The sequence below is a fragment of the Actinobacillus genomosp. 2 genome (genome assembly GCF_029773605.1).
Classification (GTDB): Bacteria; Pseudomonadota; Gammaproteobacteria; order Enterobacterales; family Pasteurellaceae; genus Actinobacillus.
On the sequence record NZ_CP103807.1, the window covers coordinates 1,247,002 to 1,270,204 of the forward strand.

Genomic DNA, 23,203 nt, shown 5'->3' on the forward strand with positions numbered 1-23,203 from the left:
AAATAAGGAAATAAGATGATTAAAGTTTATGGTATTAAAAACTGCGATACAGTTAAAAAAGCCTTGAAATGGTTAACTGAAAACAATATTGCTCACCAACTTCACGACTACCGTAATGATGGCTTACCTGCGGATTTTCTTTCTCAAGCAGCGGAAGTTTTTGGCTGGGAAGCCTTGGTTAACAAACGTTCTACAACCTGGCGAAATCTCGATCAAGCGGTTAAAAATAATCTTGATTTTGTCACTGCTTTGCAAGTGCTTACCGAGCAGCCAACACTGATTAAACGTCCGATTATTTTACAAGACGGGATTGCCTTGATTGGATTTAATGAAGAAGAATATGCGAAATCACTACTACCGTAGAATCATTCGTTCATTATTTTGGTTGTGTAGTATAAATGCTTTAATTGCACTTCCTATCGCTTATTTTTCAACCGGATTTGTATCAGATGTTAATGAATATTTTGAATACGGCTGGTGTGATTTTAATATGACGGCTGAAGAATGTGATGAAAGTGTCACAGCTTGGACAATTTTTTCACATAACTATGTTGTTGTTACGCTCTGTTTTATTACCTTCAGTTTAATCCCCTGGATAGTTTGCAATGTAATTTTACTTATTGCAGATTACTCTTTATCTCGGAAAAAGAAATGAAAAACACAATTATTGAACTTGCTCAAAACTTAATCCGCCGCCCGTCAATTAGCCCGAATGATTGTGGTTGTCAGGCAGAAATCGCTCAACGTTTAGAAGCGGTGGGATTTACTCTCGAATGGCTACCGTTCGGTGATACGCTAAATTTATGGGCAACACACGGTTCAGAAGATCCTTGTGTGGTATTTGCCGGACATACCGATGTTGTACCGGTAGGCGATGAATCACAATGGCAATACCCACCGTTTTCCGCCGAAATTGTAGACGGTACACTTTATGGTCGAGGTGCAGCAGATATGAAAGGTTCTCTTGCCGCACTTGTGATCGCCGCCGAAACTTTTGTGAAAAATAATCCGAATCATAAAGGTAAAATTGCGTTACTAATTACTTCCGATGAAGAAGCGGCAGCCAAAGATGGCACAGTAAAAGTTGTTGAAACACTTATGGCTCGTCAAGAAGCGGTACACTATGCTGTCGTGGGCGAACCTTCCAGCGGTAAAGTGTTGGGCGATGTGATTAAAAACGGCAGACGTGGCTCTATAACTGCCAATCTCTATATTGAAGGGATTCAAGGACACGTTGCTTATCCACATTTAGCTGAAAATCCGGTACATACCGCATTGAATTTCTTAACCGAATTAACCACATATCAATGGGATAACGGTAACGAATTTTTCCCACCGACAAGTTTGCAAATTGCCAATATTAAGGCTGGAACCGGCAGTAATAATGTGATTCCGGGCGAATTATATGTGCAATTTAATTTACGTTATTGCACAGAAGTTACTGACGAAATCATTAAAAATAAAGTAGCGGAAATGCTGAATAAACACGCTTTAAAACACCGTATTGAATGGAATTTGTCCGGTAAACCGTTTTTAGCCGGTAATGGTAAATTAGTCAAAGCGGCGGTACAAGCGGTTGAAAATGTCACAAAAATTACCCCTCGTTTAGATACGAGTGGAGGGACTTCAGACGGTCGCTTTATCGCATTAATGGGTGCAGAAGTGGTCGAGTTCGGGCCGTTAAACGCCACTATTCATAAAGTAAATGAATGTGTTAGCGTGGACGATCTTGGTAAATGTGGCGAAGTGTATTACCAAATTCTGGAAAATTTACTGAATGGCGAATAGCTTTTCATATAATAAAAAGGAGATTTTTCAATCATGCAAAATCTAACCGATATTCTCACCGGTAAAACACGTGAACACCTTGTGCCGTTGCCGAATCCGTTATCGGATAAACATTTTCTGCAAGCTGAGGTAGTTGATGCCTTTCTTGCATTGCAACAGGCAGCAAAAGATGCCGGTTTTAATTTACAGCCTGCTAGCACTTATCGTGATTTTGAACGCCAAATGCTGATTTGGAACGCTAAATTTAACGGCGAACGCAAAGTACATGATGATAATGGTTATGCGATTGATATGAGTAAATTGGACGACTTACACAAAATTCAAGCAATGATGCGTTGGTCGGCAGTACCAGGATCTAGCCGTCATCATTGGGGAACGGAAATTGATATTTTTGATCCTGATTTACTGCCGGAAGGGCAACATTTACAGCTTGAACCTTGGGAATATCAAAACGGTGGTTATTTCGCATTATTAACCGAATGGCTACATCACAATGCCGAACGTTTCGGTTTTTATTTTCCGTTTGATGGTATTCATAATGCGAAAGTCGGTTATGAGCCTTGGCATATCAGTTATCGTCCGATTTCTGCTGAATATGAAAAATTGTTCAATTCCGAGATTTTGCAAAAATCGTGGCAAAATGAACCGCTTGCCGGCAAAGCCTGCTTACTTGAACATTTTAACCAATTATTTGGCTGATATCTCTTACCTCGAAATACACTGACAACATGGAAATGAAACATTATTTTTCTTCTGTGTACCTTAGTATTTTCCGAGCTGTATTACCGAACCGAATAATCTTTTGCGATTAATATAATGACCATTCAACTTATCAATGAATCTTCAAATGCTGAGAAATTTCAGCAAATTTGTGACAAATGGCAACTCACTCACGCTCAATCCTCTAGCTTGGCTTTAGTGTTGACTGACGAACGTTTAGAACTGCGTAAACTCGACGAGCCGAAACTCGGTGCGATAGCAGTCAATTTTGTCGATGGCACCATGGCTCACCGCCGCAAATTCGGTGGCGGTCGAGGTGAAGCTGTGGCAAAAGCGGTCGGAATTAAAGGAGATTACTTACCCACAGTGATTGATGCAACTGCAGGACTGGGCAGAGATGCTTTTGTGTTAGCGGCTATCGGTTGCAAAGTGCTACTAGTCGAACGTAACCCGGTTGTTGCTGCACTCTTAGAAGACGGATTAACAAGAGCCTATGCCGATCCGGAAATCGGTAGCTTTATGCAGGAGCGAATGATTTTGTCCGATGTCCGTAATATTGCTCAACTGGATACGCAACAACAAACTGCCGATGTGGTTTATTTAGATCCAATGTATCCACATAAACAAAAAAGTGCCTTAGTGAAAAAAGAAATGCGAGTATTCCAACATTTAGTCGGTGCTGATTTGGATTCGGATGATTTCTTTGTGCCGGCAAAAGCACTGGCTCGTAAAAGAGTGGTGGTAAAACGTCCTGACTATGCCCCTTTTCTAGCGGAGCAAAAACCGGATTTTTCGCAAACCACGAAAAATCACCGCTTTGACGTTTATCTTTCTCATTTAAAATCTGCGTAAAGTTTTGTGAAAATCCAGTTGCTTATCTGCTTAGCTTCTAGGCAAATTGCAGTTTTTCTAGTAGGATTACTACTTTTAGTTTTTTAATTAGACATATAGGTGTTTACCGTGCCTCAACGTGATTATGCTGCCCGTTCAAATAAAAATAAGGGCCTAAATAAATCTCTTATCTTAGGAATTATTATTTTCCTACTTCTAGCCGGCGGAATTAGTCTATGGGTATTAAAAGAAAATGCTCCTACACCAATCATTCCAGCTACTCAACAACATCAACCGGTTCAGCCTCAAGGACCTGCCTTGCCAAGCCGTCCGGAAGAAGTGTATAGCTATATTCGTGATTTAGAAACTCGTGAAGTATTAACTGATAATACTCAGAAATCACAAGAAAAATTAGCTCAGCTTTCTGCAGAACAGAAACAGCAACTCGAAGCAAAATTAAAACAAGAAGAACAGGCTCGTATAGCGGCAGAAAACCCTGCACCTAAATCGTCCGAAAATACAACCGCAGATGCGACAACAGATACGCAAACACCGCCAAGCGTTGTAGCTCTAACACCGGAAGAATTAGAGGCAAAAAAATTGGCTGAGCAACAAAAAATGGCCAAATTAGCCGAAGAAAAACGCAAACAAGCGGAATTGAAAAAACAGCAAGAATTAGCAAAACAAAAGCAGGCTACCACTACGGCAGAAACTGTAAAATCGCCTACTCCGGCAGAACAGAAAGCGAAAACGGCAGCTGAACAAGCTAAAGCTGAGCCAAAAACCACAGAGTTACAAGCAAAAACTGAGTCATCTAAAAAAGTAGAACAGCCTAAGAAAGAAGAACAACCTAAAAAAGCTGAGCAACCTAAGATTATTGCAACAGCAGCAAAACCTTCTGATAAGCCCTCAGCTCAAGCTGGTAAATTTGGCTTACAATGCGGCGCATTTAAAAATAAAGCACAGGCAGAAAATATGCAGGCACGTTTAGCGATGGCAGGTTTTAATGCACGCATTAGTTCGAGTTCCGATTGGAATCGTGTATTTGTCGGCCCAGTCGGCGATAGGGCGGCGGCTTCAACGGCACAATCTAATGCACGTAGCGTTGCTGAATGTGTGATTATTTCAATGTAACTAGATTCGTTTAATTGCTTTCAAGGACTGATTCGATAATCTCGAATCAGTCCTTTTTATTTGATAATTAATATATTTCGCTTAATAAAATAGTATCAAAAAGCCAAAAAGTCGCTTAGAATCTGATCAACTTGATAAAAGTTATAAGTATTATTTTTACACCAATACACTTTCTTATATATGGAATGAATTTATGTCAAAACAACTCAACTTTGTGATGATTTCGCCGCATTTTCCGACTAATTTCGAGACGTTTGCCGTCCGAATGAAGGAAAAAGGCATTAATACGTTAGGTATCGCCGACACGCCTTATGAGCAACTCAGCGATACATTAAAAGCACATTTAACCGAATATTATCGTGTGGATAATATGGAAAATTACGATCAGGTTTATCGTGCGGTGGGTTATTTCGCCCATAAATATGGGCGTATTGATCGTATCGAATCACACAATGAATACTGGCTTGAACTGGATGCTAAATTGCGTACTGATTTCAATGTGTTCGGTTATAAAAATGAGGATATGCTCACGATTAAAACTAAAGCACAGATGAAAGAAGTCTTTCGTAAAGCCGGTTTAAAAGTAGCAAAAGGACGTGTGTTTAAAGATGAGCAAGATGCTCGCAAATTAGCTAAAGAGCTGAAATTTCCGGTGATCATAAAACCGAACTCCGGTGTTGGAGCTTCAGACACTTATAAAGTGCGTAATGAAGCGCAGTTAAACGAATTTTTCGCCGTTCAAAATCCGCAAGTCGAATATATTATGGAAGAATTTATTGACGGCGATATCGTGACCTTTGACGGTTTAACCGATCACGAAGGCAATATCGTATTCTATTCTAGCCTCGAATATTCTGAAGCGGTGTTAGACACGGTGGAAAAAGACGGCGATATGTTCTATTACGTACCACGTGAAATCTCACCCAAATTAGTCGAATTAGGCAAAATTTGTGTTGAAGCCTTTAAAGTGCGTGAACGTTTCTTCCACTTTGAGTTTTTCCGTGTGAAAAAAACTGGCGAATTATTACCGCTTGAAATCAACTGCCGTCCACCGGGCGGTTTAACCATTGATATGTGGAACTATGCGAATGATTTTGACGTGTTCCGTGAATACGCCAATATCGTGACGGAAAACCAATTCTATGCAGATATTACCCACCCATGGAATGTGGTATATATCTCACGTAAAGCGAACCAAAATTATTTGAACAGCATTGAAGACGTTTGCCATAAATATGCCAACAATATTATCAGCGTACAAACCGTACCGGGCGTATTTGCCAAAATTATGGGCGAACACGGCATTTTAGTCCGTACCGAAACCATGGAACAATTACGTGAAATTGTCCGTTTTGCACAACAAAAACAGTAAAGGAGCTAGCAATGCATTTTGAAAGAAGAAGTCATTGGAGTGGTGAATTAGGTCGTGAAATGCACTTCAATGTGTATGGTCATGCCGGTAAACCGGTAATCGTGTTTCCTTCCTCGGGAGGTAATCAAAACGAATATGGTAATTTCGGTATGATTGAGGCTTGCCGTGAATTTATTAATCGTGGTTTAATCAAATTTTACACACCAGATTCTTACGATAGCGAATCGTGGTTGGCATTACACAAATCCGGACACGATATGGCGTTAGCACATAATGCTTACGACCGTTATATCGTCCACGAATTAGTGCCGTTAATCCGCCACGAAGCAAATTGGAACGGTACGATGATCGCTACCGGTTGCAGTATGGGCGCGTTCCATTCGGTCAATTTTGCACTTCGTCATCCGGATCTGTTTGATACCACCATTGCACTGAGCGGTGTTTATGACGCGCGTTTCTTTACCGGCGAATTTTACGGCGATCCAACGGTATATTTTAATTCGTCTATTGATTCGCTTTGGGGACAAAATGATGATTGGTTCTTAAATCGTTACCGCCAAAATCATTTTATTATTGCGGTTGGACAAGGTGCTTGGGAAGAACAACACGTGGAAGATACCCGCCGTTTACAAGAAGCGTTCAATGCCAAAGCTATTCCGGCGTGGTTTGATTACTGGGGACACGACGTTGAACATGACTGGCCGTCATGGCGTAAAATGATGCCGTATTTCCTCGGAAAATTGGAAGAACAGCGAATTATCTAACTGTCTAAACATCCTAAAACTCATATCGCAACAAGGCAGAACTTGTAAAAGTTCTGCTTTTTTTAACACTTAAGTTAAAGTGATTTTCGGAGAAATTTCCACTTTAATCCGGGTAAATAGCTATGATAGACTGCTCTTAATTTTTATGATTCAGAGATATATCACTATGCAAATGCTTACCCTCGCTCAACAAGCCAAAACTGCCAGTATTGAACTGGCTCAATTCGGAAGCGTTCAAAAAAACCAAGCACTTCTTACCATTGCCGAACAATTGGAACAACGCTCGGCAGAAATCCTTGCCGCCAATGCCAAAGATATTGAATTTGCAAAAAATCAGGGCATTTCGACCGCTATCATCGATCGTTTGTTATTAAACGAAAGCCGTTTGCAAGGTATTGCTAATGATGTGCGTAACGTGGCGAAGCTCGCTGATCCGGTCGGGCAAGTAATTGATGGCGGTGTATTAAATTCAGGTTTAAAAGTTGAACGTCAACGTGTGCCGCTCGGGGTGATTCTTACCATTTATGAAGCACGCCCAAACGTCACGATTGATGTTGCCTCTCTGTGCTTGAAAACCGGTAATGCGGTCATTTTACGTGGTGGTAAAGAAACCAAATTTACCAATGCGGTGTTAGTGGAAGTGGTGCAACAAGCGTTGAAAACTGCCGGTTTACCGAAACTGGCGGTTCAGGCGGTTACCGATCCGGATCGTGCTTTATTACTCGAATTATTAAAACTCGATCGTTACATTGATATGGTGATCCCTCGTGGCGGTGCCGGTTTGCATCAGTTCTGTAAAGAAAACTCGACCATTCCGGTAATTGTCGGTGGGATCGGTGTTTGCCATATGTTTGTCGAAAAAAGTGCCGACCAACAAAAAGCGTTAGAGCTTATTGCGAATGCCAAAACGCAACGCCCAAGCACTTGTAACACGCTCGAAACCTTATTAGTTGAAAAAGCAATAGCGGTCGAATTTTTACCGAAACTTGCAAATCGTATGAAAGCATTAGGCGTGACATTACATACCGATGATTTGCAAAAAACTGAGGGAATTGAACCGCTTGATCAAGCAAGAATGCGTCAAGAATGGCTTTCGTTAGATTTAAATGTGGTGGTGGTCGAGAACTTAGCCAAAGCGGTAGAACATATTCGTGAATACGGTTCGCAACATTCGGAAGCCATTCTGACTTCTGATTATCAACTGGCACGCCAATTTGTCGCCCAAGTTGATGCGGCGGCGGTCTATATCAATGCCAGCACCCGTTTTACCGATGGCGGTGAGTTCGGTTTAGGAGCAGAAGTGGCAGTAAGCACCCAAAAACTCCACGCACGAGGTCCAATGGGCTTAGAGGCTCTCACCACCTACAAATGGGTCTGCGAAGGGGATTATTTGGTGAGAAAATAATGTTAAAAGCTAACGTAAATATGTTTTTATCACTAAAATCTTTTCTTAACCTGCTGCTCAAACGCTGGAAAATTCACAATATTCCGGTGTCAGCCGGCTACTTAACTTACAGTACAACATTAGCAATTGTGCCGTTGGTTATGGTGGTATTTTCTATTTTTACCGCTTTTCCTCTCTTTCAGGAAGCGACCGAGCAACTGAAAACGCTGATTTACGATAACTTTGCCCCAAATGCTGGCGATATGGTTGAAGAATATATTGATCTGTTTGTGGCAAACTCAAAAAAAATGGGAATGGTGAGTACAATCGGTTTAGTCGTGGTTGCTCTAATGCTGATTAAAAGCATTGATGAAACGCTTAATAAAATGTGGCGTAACCATCGCAAGCGGTCGATTTTTATCTCTTTTTTGCTATATGCCGTCATTTTATTTATCGCACCGTTACTTGCCGGCGGTAGCATTGCGATTAGCTCATATGTCTTTTCAATGGCAATTTTTAATGGTGAGGGATTGTTATCCTTTAGCCAATCTCTTCTGCAATACGCTCCTTTTGTACTAATTTGGTTACTGTTTACGAGTGTTTATTGGCTTGTACCGAACACCAAAGTCAACATTTTTCACGCTATGATAGGAGCAATTATTGCGGCTATCTTTTTTACCTTAGGTAAACAGGCGTTTATTTGGTACATTACCACTTTTCCGTCTTATCAAGCGATTTACGGTGCTTTAGCGGTGTTGCCGATTATGTTGCTATGGATTCATTTGAGCTGGCAAGTCGTGTTAATCGGCGGATTAATTACTTCAACATTGAATGTATATAGTGAAATGAAAAAAGGAAAACTCAATTTATGATCGCACTTATCCAACGTGTAAAATGGGCAAAAGTAGAAGTTGAAAATCAAATAGTCGGCGAGATTACACAGGGTTTATTAGTATTACTCGGTGTAGAGCAAGGCGATGATCAAGCCAAAGCGGATAAACTACTGGAAAAAGTATTAAACTATCGAGTCTTTTCCGATGAACAAGGCAAAATGAATTTAAACGTACAGCAAGCTGTCGGTAGTCTATTAGTGGTATCACAATTTACTTTAGCTGCCGATACCAACAAAGGTTTACGCCCAAGTTTTTCTCGTGGTGCAGCCCCTCAGGAAGCAAATGCGTTATACGAATATTTCCATCAACAAGCCGCCCACAAAATCCATACACAAACCGGACAATTTGCAGCAGATATGCAAGTCAGCTTGCAAAATGACGGTCCGGTGACTTTCTGGTTACAGGTATAAAACAAAGCCTAGTCAATTTTATAGACTAGGCTTTTCTCTCAATATTCTCTTCTCATTTAATAGTATTTAATCGGGAATTGTTTTTGGATTTTTTCAATACTCTCCACTTTTTCATAACCTACCGGTTTCGCCGCATCTTCCGCTTTTGCTTTAGTGCCTAATGCTTGGCTAACAAAAGCAAAACCTTGCTGTTCAATCACTGTATGTCGATAAAAATCGACCAGATCTTGCTTGGTAAGCTGTTTTACCGCCTCAATCATTTTTGCTCGTTGATCAAACAGCTCATTACGACGATTAAAGTCAAATGTGAATTGTGAAAACTCTTGGCTTAATGATTCCGGCTTACGCTGTAATTTCTCGATTAAACTCTCACGATATTTAACAAATTCTTGCTCAGATAAAGCGGTCAATTTTGCTAAACTTTCTGCAAAAAAGCGTTGATTATGTTGCATAATGCCAGCAGGTGTTGTGTTCGGACTCTGAACCATAAAACGCATGCCAGATGTTTTACCTAACTTAGCACTGCTTGCTGACACCACATAACCTAGTTGTTTCTCGGTGCGTAAATCATCAAAATACCAACGGCCGATAATATCTCGCAACAAACTTGCTCTCGCAGAACCAGCAAGTTCATCATAACCTTTAGCAAGATAAATAATGCTGAGTGCATTATCTTCGTGTGGTACATTCTTAATGTAATTTAACTTACGAGTGCTATCATTCAGATCTAAATAACGCCCTCTACCTCGTTCCGTTTCACTATTTTTGATAATGCCATTAATTTCGCTTGCCAAGTTTTCCACCTGTTTATCACTCAGATTACCGACGGATAAAATGCTTAACCCGGTTGATTTTGCTAACAATTTCTCACGAATTAACTTCACATCGTTAAGCGTCATCTCATTTAATACTTTACGCTGTTTATCTTCTTCAAAATACGGATAATCCGTAAAATTAGCAATGACTTGATTTGCTTGAGTAAGACTACTTGTCTTACTTAAACCGTCTAATGCCTCAACAGCTCTTTGTTTCGCTTGCGATAAAACTGCTTCACTTAATTCAAAAGTTTTAAACTGGATCAGTGTATCACCAATTAATTTCGCTAAGTGTTGAGTATAACCTTCCGCTTCAATCGAAATTCCATTAGGATAAGGATTGGCTTCTGCTTGCATACCGGCTACCGCGGTTTGGAAAGCAAGTTTTGTTTGTGCCAAATCATTCATATAACCTAATAAAGTGGCACTAACCGCTTCTTTTAACTCGTCATTTTTCGGCATAATGGATAAGCTGACCGACACGATTGCCTTTGGATCTTGAGCAAAATATTGACTCGGCATTGCATAAATCGCTTTACCTTCATTACTTACTAAGGCTTTCGGTATTTTACGTTCATCCGTCGGCTGAATGAGCGAAAAATCGGTTGCAAAGTAAGGATTTAGCTCCGGTAATTTAAGCGATGGATTTTTACTGAAATCCAACCATTGCTTTTTCTCTGCATCACTAAATTTTCTCACACTATAGCCAGCTTCAAAATACGGTGTTTTTTTATCAGTTTTCGCCAGCTCTGAAACCAATACAATACGTGCATTATCTAATGTCATTGTCTCCAATTTAGCTTTTATCGCTTCACGGTCCATTGTGCTGACCACATAAGATGAATCTAAAATATGTTCGACCGGATAATGCAACATTTGCTCGGCAAGTGCTTCAATATAGTTGCCGTTTTTCTCTACTTGTAAATGTTGGAAATCCTGTTTTAAGCTCTCACGCACTTCATTGAAATAACTGTCCTGAATACCTTCTTTTTTCACTTGTTCGATTTGTTGAAAAATCAATGAAATCACTTTATCTTGTTCCGCCAACCCTTTATCGGTTAACGCAACATAAAAAGTAAAATCGCCTCGATTACGGCTGACGTTCGCACTTGGTACGGCAGCAATTCCGCTATCGGACAAACCTTGTTTAATTAAGTAATCGGAAAGCGTTCCCTCAGTATTATTACTAAAAACATACGCCAAATATTCACCGGTTTTATGGGCGAATTTGTCCTCGTCATTCTGCATATCAAATGAAACGGACAGTAATTTGGTCGGTTGAACCGGTTTATATTCAATCAACACGCCTTTATCTTCCGCACGAAAGAATGGCATATCAACTGTGGGTACAGCTAGCTGCTTATTCTGCATTTTTCCTAACGTACGTTCAGCTAAAGCAGCTAATTGTTCGATGGATTGATTGGAATAGAGTATGGCTTTAACTAAATTGGCAGAATAATAACGCTGATAAAACCACTCTAATTCTGTTTGTAATTTACTATCCGATTTATCCGATAAAGTTTGGTTATTTCCAACCGCAAACTTGGTAATCGGGTGAGCTGGATTAGCAGTAGCTAAATTCACACTATGTAATAAATGCCCGTCACTCGATTTAGCTCGCACCATTTCCGCATTTACCGCATTAACTTCTTTTTTCGCATTACTCTCTGATAATAACGGCTGGGCAAAAGCATCCGCCAAACGAGCGACCGCTTCATCAAACGCATTATTATTTACCTCCAAATAATAAGCGGTACGATCGGAAGTGGTTGAAGCATTGTTATAGCCACCGTTTTTCGTCAAAAACTGATCTAAACTATTGGTTTCAGGGAACTGCTTTGATCCCATTAAGATCATATGTTCCAAATAGTGTGCTAGCCCTTGTTGCTGTTGCGGATCTTCCATTGAACCGATTGGTAAAGCTAACGACATTAACGATTTATTCGCTTTATCATCAGAAATGAGCAAAACTGTCATACCGTTTTGCAAACGAATCGCTTGGTAAATTGCTTTATCATTCGGGCTTTTATTAATCGTTTGCTGCAAGACTTCAAAACCGGCTGTTTTTAGCGGCAAAATTGTTCGTTCACCGGAAGCGGCCTGATTTTGCAAATTATTTGCCCATGTTGGCTGTATTATCCCCAATACAAAAGTTGCGGATAAGGCATAACGTATAGCACGAGAAATCATCTTCTTTCTCATTTTTTCTCCTTAATTTTGGCTTTTTTTGGTTTGCTTTGTTGCATTAATTCAAACCATTCCAAGGTTGTGGTATGAATGTCAGCATAATCTACTTGCGAACTCTGTTGTAATATTCGTTGCAAGTACCCCCCCTCAAAATACTGTTTATCTATTAATGCCGATAATTGTTGCTGACAATATTCTTCAATGGTTTGTTCCTCAGGCTGCTTTTCAAAATAATTATCCAAACCTTCCCAAATTCCGAAGGTTAATTTTCTAAAGGTGGCTAAATAAGCAACGACATAAGTGTGTAATTGCGAACGAGCTTGTTCCGTACTAATTTGACTAAATTGGAAGATTTCCGCTCCGTCTTTATTCCTTGTAATTGCCTTCAGATCTATATTTAAGTCTTGAGCTTTAATGACTAAATAAAAAATCCATAAACGGATATAATCCTTATCTTTCAAGCTACTTACTTTCCAAAACACAATTTCATTGGCAAATTTATTTTGGATATTACCGAATAAGCGGATTTTAAGTTGGTTAACTTCAAATAATTGTTCAATGCCTAAAATATCGCTCTCGCCTAAATAAGGCAAAATAAGTTCTCGCAATTCATTGACCGAATCTTCTAAATCCTGCACAGAAACTTTAGCAAAGTTAGCCATCGGTAAGTTTCCTTTTAATTGTTCTTGCTTAAAAAATGTCTCTCTTTCTGCTGACTCCAACGTGACCAAATGTTGACGCAATTGGTAATTATCCAAATCACTAAGCGAGAACTTCTCACTTTCTTCAATACTTTCTTCGTTGTTACGGAAATAAACACCCAACTGATGATTAAAGAAATATTTAATCGGGTTACTCACAAAGGCAATTAAATCTTCAAGATTAATTTCTGTCGGTATCTCGCCTTTTAAGTCCAACGGTTCATACAGAAAATCCGCTAATGATTCGTACGGTTGATCCAATAACCACTCTTTATCATAAGAAGCATATTCTGCTGTAAAGTTCTTAGGGCTAAATACAGTAAGCGGTTGTTTTACTACCATTTTTTGTAAAAATAATGACTCGGAGAACCGTTCATTTTCGCTCACTTGCAAACGTGAGGATTCGGTCAGATGCTCTGCCAAATAGTCTAATAATTGTGAAACCAATACTGACGGTAAACGTTGTTTATTATTCGTCGCCGATTGTCCGATATAGCTTAGATAAAAAATCTCTTGAGCAGAAAGCAAAGCCTCTAAAAATAAATAACGGTCATCATCACGTCTAGCACGGTCGCCTCGTTTCGGTGCATATTGCATTAAATCAAAACTATTGACCGAATGTTGACGAGGGAAATCCGCTTCGTTCATCCCCAATAAACAAACCACTTTAAACGGAATGGATCGCATCGGTAGTAAAGTACAAAAATTAACTTTACCGGCTAAGAAATGTAAACTATTTTGTTGTTGATTCAGCTTATCCTCTAGTAATAAACGAATGATTTCAATACCGATACTTTCGGTAAATTTAGCCTGTTCAGCTTTATTGACTACCTCATTTAATGTTTCATTCAATAACAATATGGCATCTAAACTATCATCTGATTCTTGATAAAACTCACCAATCAGCATTTGAATACGAGTATTCCATTCAATAATAGTGTGATCTTGTTGTATAAACTCATACCAAGCGGTCAGATTTTCAATAAATTTGGCTAAAAAGCCGACTAATGTTGCGGATAAACCATAGCTCTCATTAAAGGCAATGCTATCCTGCCAAATACCGGATTCCTCTTTTAAACTGGTCCCTAGCAATAAACGGGTTAAGCCGTTCTCCCACGCATTATGATTTTGCCAATCGTCTTGCTGAACATTTAAGCCAAAACGAATCCCGACTTGATTAACCCAATCTCGTAAAATTTGCAAATCTTGTTCTTGTAAATGAAAACGTGTACGAAGTGCATTAACATCTAATAAATCTAATAATGATTCTGCATTAAAATTACTTTCTTTCAAATTCAACAATATTAAAAAACTGGCAATAATCGGATCAACAGCGGTCACTTTTTGGTCGGAAAGCGTAAAGGGAATATATCGCTTATCGCCTCTTTCATAACGTGCAAACACCGCATTAATATAGGGTGCATATTTATCAATATCCGCCGACATTACAATAATATCTTTGGGCGTGAGTGCCGGATTCTGCTCGAACATCTGCAGTAATTTATTATGTAGCACTTCTACTTCTCGCATCACACTATGACAGGAATGGATTTGTATCGACCGATCCTGTTCAGCAAGCTCGAAACGTTGTTCATTGTTAAAATGCAAAATCGCATTTTTTAATTTGGTCAAATTTGAGTCGCCGGCATATTCATCAAAAACATCAATCGTATTATCCGGTTCTTGTTCAACTAATTGTGCTAAAAACTCACGTCCCTGCTTACCCCACATTGTCAGCAACTGATTACCCTGTTCCGCTAATAACGCATCAAGATCTTGCTGAGAAAGTTGCTGTTTTAACGCCAGTTTCTCCAAACTTTTATCTTCAACACTATCCGCCCAATATTCTTGGCTTGGATCTAAAAAGAACAAATAAATATCACAATGCTCACTCAGTTTCTTTAATACTGCAAGTTGTGTCGCCGGTAACGAGGAAATCCCAAACACAAAAATACGCTTAGGTAATTTAGCTTGTTCTGCTTTAGTCAAATTATCCAATTTATCGAAATATTGTTGTTGCAAATAAGCACGATGAGAAGTCATAAACACTTTTTCGTCACTATCTGTCTTAATATCTTCCACTAATGCGTTCCATAGTGTCGCCTGCCAACGTAAGTTCGCCAAAATATCTTGCTCATTTTTCTCTTGAAACGCAGCGGCAGTTAAAATTTCCTTTAATACCATTTCAATCTGGCCGCTTTCCCAATGTACTAACCAATGCGGACGATAAACTAAATATTGGTCAAAAAGATCAGCAATTTTGCCGGCTAATTGATATAACTTTAACTGATACTGACGCATATCTTTATTTAGATAAAGATTTAACGGTTCAAATTCCACTTGATGCAAATAATTTGGAATTAATCGCATTAAACGCCAAGTGACACGCTCTCTTTCAAAAATATTCTCTTTAGGTAGCTCCGGAAACAGCACACGATATTGTTGCCATAAAAAACTGGTTGGAAACGGAAATTGATAATTCCTGGCAACACCGGTTTGATCGGCAATTTGCATTTGTAGCCATTGTGCCATACCAACACTTTGTACTAATACAGTTTCCGGTTCAAACGGATTGGGATTCGGATCATTTTGTTGTAAACGGATAAGTAGCGTAGCCAAAGATGAAAGTTTTTGAGAGAAAAAGACCGTGAACATAGAAACTCCTTGTGTAGCCGAAAGATTTTCTACTAAAACCCCAACAGATTCAATCTCTTTCCTTGGTCGGCAAGCGGTCATTTTTTACTCGCCTTTGTAAAATCTCATTCAAAAATAACCGCTTGCCCAAGTGGAAACTTAACTTGAATTTTTCCGGTTTTACATTCAATCTGAAAAGTAATGCGATTTTGTATGATTTGTTTCTCACAAGGCTTATTGGCTAATCTAAGTGCAATCTGATTTTCTATAATCTGCAACGCTTGCTGATGCTGATAATGAGTATTAATTTTGGCTATCTGACGCTGTTGCCAATTGGAAAAACTCAGCCAAATCAATGCAAATAATGTAAGACCAACTAACACACTCGACAACGTTTCCGCCGTATATAACTTATTTCGCATTTAAAATATTCCTTGAGTTTGCTTGAAAATGCCAAGATGAATATTGCTTGTCAAAATAATCAACGACCTCACGGCTATAAGTAATATATCTGCTATTTTTATGATCCTCTTGTGAGGAATAAAGTATGCCGTATATCTTCGCTCCACTTTTCAATGCTAATTTATGCTGTGTAATCAAAATGCCATAAAAATCTCGAGTCAATTTTTCATTAATATCTTGTCCCAAAAGCACAATCTTAGGATCGCTAGGTGTCGTAGGCGGAAGCTCCAATAATGTTTCGATCTCCATAATCGGAATTGAATCATTCAGCCTTAAATGATCAGTTATTTGCTCAAAGATGACTATTTTTTTACTTGGTGGTTTGCCTAAGAAAAAGGGAGATTTCTCACAATAAAATTGATAAGTTGAATGAGTCAATTCGATCAGAATTTCATCTTGTTTAGCCTTTAGACATACTGCATTTTCATCAATAGCATGTTGTTTAAGTAATGCCATTTTATCGTTCAAATATTGATGATAATAATGATTTGCCTGTTGCTCATAAGAAATAAACTTTTCTCTGGAGAGAAAAATCAGACTTAAAATACCGGAAAGTGAAATTAAGCCGACAAGTAAAACCGTTGCTTTAAATTTATGTTGCCACATTTTATTCGTTTAACTTTTTAATGATTTAGAATATAGACTAAACTATTAACTTCATAACTTACCGCTTTCTGCCTGTTAGAGGTTAATTTCAGAGCAATATGTAATAATTTATTTTCTTCTTTCCATTCAAAGAGCAAACGTTCAACGAGATAATCTTGTTCCGAAGTAAACTTTCGCCATTTATCACGGCAAGCATTTAATAATTTTCGACATTCTTGATAAGTGCAATGCTCCAAAGTATTTTTATCGTAAATATAAAGTGATTTATTTTCTAACTTAATACCGAATACTTCTTTAGCTAATTCTTTCGTTTGATTAGTCTGTCGACTAATACAATGAGCATTTTTTGTTGCACGTTTACCTAAACAACCGTCATGATTTAAATCATAAAAAAACAGTAAACATCGTCCGTTTAAATCAATCGCATAACGTTTATCCTCTTTTTCAAATAAGTAGAAATTACTCTGCTCTCGAGTATGCCCTTGATATCCCATATGCTGAATATGTTGTTGTAAATAGCTTAATAATTGATGACTCTCTTTTTGTAACATAAGCAATTCATTTTGTTTTACTTTATTCTGATAGAACTGCCCATATAGCTGAGAAACGATAATTAATAAGCCCACAGCCAAGAACAAAGAAATCAACATCTCAACTACAGTAACAGCCTTCAATTTAGAATTTACAAACACTGCGTTTATCTTTCGGTACGACATACACTCGCCCCCATTGATCAAATTGTAAAATTTTACTGACTTGATTTAGGCTTAATGCCAAACATTTAGATTCCAAACGCCCTGCCGTGCCGTCAATATTCAACAATGATTTAGGATATAAACTGTTATTTTTTAATTTAATATTTGAATGGCTATTGTCATAAAGGAAAAAGTGCTGAGTTAATCGGCATTGTTTGATATTCAAGCAATCACAGACCACTTCTTGTGTTGATCCGACTTTTTTCTGTATTGCAATCAGACACCAATTTTGCGTTTGTAGATTTTGTGAAGCGGTCAGCGTATAACTCTGTTTTTGATAGCGTGCTTTAGACTGAATTTGATAAATAAAGGACTGGATATTTTCAATTTCATTATTCAATGCAATGCTGTCTTGTAATTGAAAAATAACCGGTGAAATGAAATAGTATGAAATAATAAGAATGGATAACGTAATTAAACTTTCAATGAGTGTGAAGGCTTTAAACATAAATAGTATTCTCCCGAAGAAGAATACTATTTAATCTAAAGTATGAAGAAAATAAGCTATCTTTTTTTATTCGATCTCGATCGCAAAATTAGAAAGAAGATGTATCTTGGAATAAACCCACTTTTAAATCGGTTGCGGTATAAATCACTCGACCGTCCACTTCTACTTCACCGTCAGCCATACCCATCACCAATTTACGATTAATCACACGTTTCATATTAATACGGTAAATCACTTTTTTCGCACTCGGTAAGATTTGACCGGTAAATTTCACTTCGCCCACACCTAATGCACGCCCTTTACCTTTGCCCCCACTCCAGCCGAGGAAGAAACCAACTAATTGCCACATTGCATCTAAGCCTAAACAACCGGGCATAACCGGATCACCAATAAAGTGACAACCAAAGAATGGTAAATCCGGACGAATATCCAACTCAGCTTCAATATAACCTTTATCAAATAAGCCGCCGTTTTCAGTCATTAGATTAATACGATCCATCATTAACATCGACGGTGCTGGTAATTGTGGACCTTCTTTACCGAAAAGTTCGCCTCGACCTGAAGCCAATAAATCTTCGTAAGTATAGCTATCTTTAATATTAGGTGTACACGTGTTCATTTTTTTATTCCTATAGATAAACAAAAAAGCCCGTACTATCAGGGCTTCTGATTTGAAGCGATAGTACAGGCTTTTAAATCAGCGAACAACTGTTCGCTGAACTTGTCGGATCAGTGACGACGGAAAAATTGGTAAATTTTATTAATAAACGAACCACTTTCCTCACGGGCTTGTTCTTGCTCAATCTGTTGATGAATCAAGCTAAAGATAGAAGGTTTATCACAATTTTCAGGTTTATCTTCATCATAAAAATGCTGATTTAAGAGAATCTGAATCGCTTCAAAAACATTAGTAACCGCCCAAATATTGAACTGTTTTGCTTTAACTGCCTCGATTACTTCTGCTTTTAAACTTAAATGCGAAAGACAAGTTGCCGGAATAATCACACCTTGTTTACCATTTAATTCCCTCGCATCACAAATATTAAAAAAGCCTTCAATTTTCTGATTCACGCCACCGACACTTAATACATTACCGAATTGATCGATAGAACCCGTGACCGCAATCGACTGTGGCAATGGTAATTTAGCTAAGGCACTGATCAATACGCAGAAAATGGCGAGTGATGAACTATCGCCGTCCACCTCTCCGTAAGACTGCTCAAATGCAAGCGAAGCGGAAAATGGTAACTGGGTTGGAAATTCTAATAAATTGGCTAAGCAAGATTGGGCAATAATAATACCTTTGGAATGAATATTACCGCCTAATTCCACTTTTCGTTCAATATCAGTAATCTCTCCGTCACCGTATTGGACATTGCAGCTAATGCGTAGTGGTTCGCCAAATGAATGAGGAACACCTTCAAATTCAATCACTGATAAACCGTTAATCTGTCCGATTTCTTCATCATCAGTTTCAATATATAGCTGATTAGTCAAAATATCTTGCGTCGTATATTTATTTAACACGGAAGATTGCTGTTCCAAATAATTAAAATACGGCTGAACTTGACTAAAAGCGGTCGTATTTGGATAAAAATTTGCAAGCCCTAATAAATGTTTTTTTAATAAGGTCGGTGAAATCGAAACCAGTTCCTGACTCTCGCTCTCACGAACATAAGCTTGTAAAAACTGACTTAATGCCTTATCAGAAAACGTTCTGCCAATTACACTTTGTGCTGTGCTTTGCACATAATCGCCCCACAGTTCAATGCTTTCTTCATCTAAACTTAAATAGGATTCAATTTCAGCATATTGCCCAAACTGATATAAACTATCGTCATATTCCGATAACATAGAAATATCTTCTCGGCTGCCAATTAATACTAATTTAAATTGCGTTTGAATTTTCGGTAAACAATAAGGCATATGATTTACCGAATGTTGATCATAATAGCCGAATAATAATGCCTGTTTTAACTTATCCCATTGGGTAATATCCAACAATAATGCGTTGATATTCAGCATTAATATTTGCTGATCAGCAGCTTGAATTGCTCCTTGAATGGTTTCAACTCTATTTTCTTTTTCCAAATAAATGCTGTAACCGAATAGATTATTTTTATTAAATTCGGTTTTTGTAATCACATTGGTATGAGCGTCTTTAGTTAAATACTGCTCGATTTCATTAATAAATTCGGGGAAAGTTTCTGTTTTTAACACAAGCAGGGAACCGAACTGTCCACGTTTAAACAGATCAATCGCTTGCTTTGCATTGGGTTGAAAATCGAAGAAACGTACCGCATCAAATTCTTCAGAAAATGGATGCTGAAGCGTTAAAGATTGCCACGCTAATGGGGTTAAATTCACGAAAATGCCTCATAATAGAAATTTGGTTTATTATACAGAATTCCGCTATACTGATAAGCGTTAATCTAGGGGAATGAAATAAAAATGCGATATCAAAAATTAGAGATTCAAGAAGCGAATTGGAAATGGAAATATCTGCTGAAAAAACATCGTGAAGGCGAAAATATAACCAAACACGAAGAAACCAGCTTGATTGAGTTGAAAGTACAATTACTCACGACATTGCAACATTCTCCTGAAGAAATCGAACAGTGGATTAAGCAGGAAATGACTGCCGAACAACGCAGAAAAATGCGTCAGTCTGTACGAGCAAGACGTAAACGTTATTTTAATGCGGAAAAAATTACCACTAAGAAAAAGTCGATTGATTTAGAATACGCTAGCTGGTTACGTTTGTCCAAATATGCCAAAGAGAAAGAAATGACGCTTTCAGAAGCGATTAATTATTTAATGGACGAGTTGGAAAATCAGCAAATCTATCACGAGCAAATGGCGAAGATGAAATCTAGCCTGAAAGACTTATTAAAATAAGCGGCCGAATTTCGCGAAAAAGCTACCAAAATGCCCTTGTATATCACTTACAAGGGCATTTTCCTTTAAGAATTATTGTACGAAACCAACCAATTTATACACTTCTTCAAGTGTTTTTCTCGCACGTACCCGAGCTTTTTCGGCTCCTTCACGGAAGATTTTCTCGAGTAATGCTTCATCTTGACGGAAGTGTTTATAACGTGCTTGAAGATCTGTTAGAAGTGCTGAAACTTGTTCCGCTACTTCGGTTTTTAAATGACCGTACATTTTCCCTTCAAATTCCGCTTCTAATTCGGCAATGGTTTTACCGCTGACCGCAGACAGAATATCTAATAAGTTTGATACGCCGGCTTTATTTTCACGGTCGTAACGCACCACAGGTGGCTCATCGCCATCTGTCATTGCACGTTTGATTTTCTTCGCGACCGCTTTCGGATCTTCTAATAAACCGATAACGTTATTACGGTTATCATCTGATTTCGACATTTTTTTGGTCGGTTCAAGCAATGACATTACTCTTGCACCGGCTTTACCGATAAACACTTCCGGCACTTGGAAAACCGGCTCCAGAACATTACCTTCCGCATCTTTTTTGCCATATAAGGCATTAAAACGGTTGGCAATATCACGGGTAATTTCTAAGTGTTGTTTTTGGTCATCGCCAACCGGCACTTGATTCGCTTGATAAAGTAAAATATCCGCCGCCATTAATACTGGGTAAGTAAATAAGCCGACGTTTACGTTTTCTTCATAACGTGCCGATTTATCTTTAAATTGGGTCATTCGGCTCATTTCACCGAAGTAAGTGTAGCAATTTAACACCCACGCTAATTGAGTATGCTCCGGCACGTGTGATTGGATAAAAATCGTGCTTTTATTCGGATCGATACCACAAGCTAAATAAAGTGCTAACACATCTAAAGAGGCTTTGCGTAACGCCGCTGGATCTTGACGCACAGTAATAGCGTGCAAATCAACGATACAGAAAAGGCAATCATAATCGTCTTGCATTTTCACCCAGTTACGCAGTGCGCCTAAATAGTTCCCAATCGTTAATTCACCCGATGGTTGCACACCACTAAATACAATAGGTTTGGTCATTTTTTATAATCTCTTGTTAAATTAGAAACGAATGGACTTATCTTAGCCTTTATTGCCATTCGATAAAAGCACAAGCGGTCAAATTCCATAAATTTTTTGCAAAAAGTTAAGGGAATTTGACCGCTTGTTATGAGCAGAATTAGCTGACAAACTTCAACACATCAGCAAATTCACCGGTAACAAAAGTTGGTTTTGATTGCTCGATTGGTACGTTGTAGTTATAACCGTAAGTTAAACCGACCACATCACAACCGGCGGCCTTGGCGGCAATCACGTCATTTTCTGAATCACCGACAAATAACATTTCGCTGGGTTGAATAGCAAACTTTTCACAGATATGCAACATCGGATCCGGATGTGGTTTGATTTTTGGTAACGATTGTCCACCTAAATATTCGCTGAATAATTCAAAAATTCCGAATGCACTTAAGACCGGTTCTACTAATTTAGTTGGCTTATTGGTAATCACCACTAATGTATAACCTTGTGCTTTTAAGGTTTCTAAAGTTTGTTTTACATTTGGGTAAAGTACACTTTCTTCACAAATATAAGTCGCATAATATTTATCGAAACTGGTACGTAATTGGACTAATTTTTGAGCATCAAACACTTGCCCGGTATAGGAAATCGCATTTTGGAAGAAAATATCCGCCCCTTTGCCAATCCAAGTTAAGACTTTTTCTTGCGTTGTTGTTGGTAATCCGTGTTCGACGAACATCGAATTAGCCACCAAAGTCAAATCCGGTAGGGTATTTACTAATGTACCGTCAAGATCGAAACCGATTACTTTATATTTTGCAGTCATAATTTTTCCTTATCTAAATTCAGTTACCACTAATTTTAGCAAATAAAAAAACCGTAACAATTGGAAGGTTACGGCTTTTTATATTCTTATGAGTGTTTTGCTGCATAATTTAGCCAGAACACAAATGCTAAGGCAACTAACGTAAATATAGCTAAGGCGATAGTTAAATTCATACTTTTTTCCCCTTAAATGATTTCTTACGACAAATTCTGCCACCTAGTAAAAATAGATAGGTAGCGCATAGTAGCAATACAACAATATTGATTAAACGAAAGTCTAGCCCTTCTTTGCTATATAAGATGACCGGCAACGCCAATAATGCGACTTTCGCAATATCATCACACATTTTTCCCCAAGATTCAAACGACTCTCTTTCGACCGGTTGTTGAAATAGATTCCACATATCAGCTCCTTTTTTTGAAGCGTAGCCTACAAAATCTCGCTGTGGATTCAACTGCTATTTTGTGTATTTTCGATCACGATCGCAAAATTTAG

22 protein-coding genes are annotated in these 23,203 nt (G+C 38.4%); 11 read left to right on the forward strand and 11 right to left on the reverse strand.

The window, feature by feature from the left end:
• The first annotated feature begins 15 nt into the window (after positions 1 to 15).
• The 10 genes from NYR60_RS06120 (at position 16) to dtd (ending at position 9,296) form a co-directional block, all read left to right on the forward strand.
• Positions 16 to 363, forward strand: coding sequence for an ArsC family reductase (locus tag NYR60_RS06120; protein ID WP_279466147.1), 348 nt, complete (start codon positions 16 to 18; stop codon positions 361 to 363).
• Positions 364 to 651: 288 nt separating this feature from the next.
• Positions 652 to 1,788 carry a succinyl-diaminopimelate desuccinylase gene (gene dapE, locus NYR60_RS06125; RefSeq protein WP_279466148.1) on the forward strand — a complete coding sequence of 379 codons (1,137 nt, stop codon included), beginning with the start codon at positions 652 to 654 and terminating at the stop codon, positions 1,786 to 1,788.
• Between the two features lie 33 nt (positions 1,789 to 1,821).
• Positions 1,822 to 2,487 carry a M15 family metallopeptidase gene (locus NYR60_RS06130; protein WP_431831738.1) on the forward strand — a complete coding sequence of 222 codons (666 nt, stop codon included), beginning with the start codon at positions 1,822 to 1,824 and terminating at the stop codon, positions 2,485 to 2,487.
• A gap of 117 nt (positions 2,488 to 2,604) precedes the next feature.
• Positions 2,605 to 3,360, forward strand: a complete 756-nt coding sequence (locus NYR60_RS06135; RefSeq protein WP_279466149.1) for a class I SAM-dependent methyltransferase — start codon at positions 2,605 to 2,607, stop codon at positions 3,358 to 3,360.
• A 108-nt stretch (positions 3,361 to 3,468) separates the two neighbouring features.
• Complete coding sequence (locus tag NYR60_RS06140; RefSeq protein WP_279466150.1) at positions 3,469 to 4,473, forward strand: SPOR domain-containing protein; 1,005 nt, start codon at positions 3,469 to 3,471, stop codon at positions 4,471 to 4,473.
• 193 nt (positions 4,474 to 4,666) lie between these two features.
• Complete coding sequence (locus NYR60_RS06145; RefSeq protein ID WP_279466152.1) at positions 4,667 to 5,845, forward strand: ATP-grasp domain-containing protein; 1,179 nt, start codon at positions 4,667 to 4,669, stop codon at positions 5,843 to 5,845.
• A gap of 11 nt (positions 5,846 to 5,856) precedes the next feature.
• A complete protein-coding gene (locus NYR60_RS06150; protein WP_279466154.1) occupies positions 5,857 to 6,609 on the forward strand; it encodes an esterase family protein in 753 nt (250 codons plus the stop codon).
• Positions 6,610 to 6,775: 166 nt separating this feature from the next.
• Positions 6,776 to 8,014, forward strand: coding sequence for a glutamate-5-semialdehyde dehydrogenase (gene proA / locus NYR60_RS06155; protein WP_279466155.1), 1,239 nt, complete (start codon positions 6,776 to 6,778; stop codon positions 8,012 to 8,014).
• Positions 8,014 to 8,865, forward strand: coding sequence for a virulence factor BrkB family protein (locus NYR60_RS06160; RefSeq protein WP_431831739.1), 852 nt, complete (start codon positions 8,014 to 8,016; stop codon positions 8,863 to 8,865). The genes proA and NYR60_RS06160 overlap by 1 nt, the downstream gene beginning before the upstream one ends.
• Entirely contained in the window at positions 8,862 to 9,296 is a 435-nt protein-coding gene (gene dtd / locus NYR60_RS06165; RefSeq protein WP_279466157.1) for a D-aminoacyl-tRNA deacylase, read from the forward strand. Before NYR60_RS06160 ends, dtd begins: the two co-directional genes overlap by 4 nt.
• A 56-nt stretch (positions 9,297 to 9,352) precedes the next feature.
• On the opposite strand, the gene ptrA is transcribed toward dtd, so the two are convergent.
• From ptrA to NYR60_RS06205, 8 genes are all read right to left on the reverse strand, one after another.
• A complete protein-coding gene (ptrA, locus tag NYR60_RS06170; RefSeq protein WP_279466159.1) occupies positions 9,353 to 12,313 on the reverse strand; it encodes a pitrilysin in 2,961 nt (986 codons plus the stop codon).
• Positions 12,310 to 15,654, reverse strand: coding sequence for an exodeoxyribonuclease V subunit gamma (gene recC / locus NYR60_RS06175; RefSeq protein WP_279466160.1), 3,345 nt, complete (start codon positions 15,652 to 15,654; stop codon positions 12,310 to 12,312). Before recC ends, ptrA begins: the two co-directional genes overlap by 4 nt.
• A 104-nt stretch (positions 15,655 to 15,758) precedes the next feature.
• Positions 15,759 to 16,055: a DUF5374 domain-containing protein gene (locus tag NYR60_RS06180; RefSeq protein WP_279466161.1), complete on the reverse strand. Its 297-nt coding sequence runs from the start codon at positions 16,053 to 16,055 to the stop codon at positions 15,759 to 15,761.
• Positions 16,045 to 16,701, reverse strand: coding sequence for a DUF2572 domain-containing protein (locus tag NYR60_RS06185; RefSeq protein WP_279466163.1), 657 nt, complete (start codon positions 16,699 to 16,701; stop codon positions 16,045 to 16,047). Before NYR60_RS06185 ends, NYR60_RS06180 begins: the two co-directional genes overlap by 11 nt.
• A gap of 17 nt (positions 16,702 to 16,718) precedes the next feature.
• Positions 16,719 to 17,351, reverse strand: coding sequence for a hypothetical protein (locus NYR60_RS06190; RefSeq protein WP_279467973.1), 633 nt, complete (start codon positions 17,349 to 17,351; stop codon positions 16,719 to 16,721).
• A gap of 25 nt (positions 17,352 to 17,376) precedes the next feature.
• Complete coding sequence (locus NYR60_RS06195; RefSeq protein ID WP_279466165.1) at positions 17,377 to 17,904, reverse strand: pilus assembly FimT family protein; 528 nt, start codon at positions 17,902 to 17,904, stop codon at positions 17,377 to 17,379.
• A gap of 88 nt (positions 17,905 to 17,992) precedes the next feature.
• The gene (fabA, locus tag NYR60_RS06200; protein ID WP_279445349.1) at positions 17,993 to 18,523 is read right to left on the reverse strand and encodes a bifunctional 3-hydroxydecanoyl-ACP dehydratase/trans-2-decenoyl-ACP isomerase; all 531 of its coding nucleotides are present in this window, start codon (positions 18,521 to 18,523) and stop codon (positions 17,993 to 17,995) included.
• 110 nt (positions 18,524 to 18,633) lie between these two features.
• Positions 18,634 to 20,271 carry an AAA family ATPase gene (locus NYR60_RS06205; protein ID WP_279466167.1) on the reverse strand — a complete coding sequence of 546 codons (1,638 nt, stop codon included), beginning with the start codon at positions 20,269 to 20,271 and terminating at the stop codon, positions 18,634 to 18,636.
• A gap of 84 nt (positions 20,272 to 20,355) precedes the next feature.
• On the opposite strand from NYR60_RS06205, the gene matP reads away from it, so the two are divergent.
• On the forward strand, positions 20,356 to 20,802 hold the full coding sequence (gene matP, locus NYR60_RS06210) for a macrodomain Ter protein MatP (RefSeq protein WP_279466170.1): 447 nt from the start codon (positions 20,356 to 20,358) through the stop codon (positions 20,800 to 20,802).
• Between the two features lie 72 nt (positions 20,803 to 20,874).
• On the opposite strand, the gene trpS is transcribed toward matP, so the two are convergent.
• The 3 genes from trpS to NYR60_RS06225 all read right to left on the reverse strand — a co-directional run bounded on the left by trpS (position 20,875) and on the right by NYR60_RS06225 (position 23,111).
• Positions 20,875 to 21,903, reverse strand: coding sequence for a tryptophan--tRNA ligase (gene trpS, locus NYR60_RS06215; RefSeq protein ID WP_279466172.1), 1,029 nt, complete (start codon positions 21,901 to 21,903; stop codon positions 20,875 to 20,877).
• Positions 21,904 to 22,042: 139 nt separating this feature from the next.
• On the reverse strand, positions 22,043 to 22,708 hold the full coding sequence (locus tag NYR60_RS06220; protein WP_279466174.1) for a phosphoglycolate phosphatase: 666 nt from the start codon (positions 22,706 to 22,708) through the stop codon (positions 22,043 to 22,045).
• A gap of 169 nt (positions 22,709 to 22,877) precedes the next feature.
• Positions 22,878 to 23,111, reverse strand: a complete 234-nt coding sequence (locus NYR60_RS06225; RefSeq protein WP_279466176.1) for a hypothetical protein — start codon at positions 23,109 to 23,111, stop codon at positions 22,878 to 22,880.
• Positions 23,112 to 23,203 lie beyond the last annotated feature (92 nt).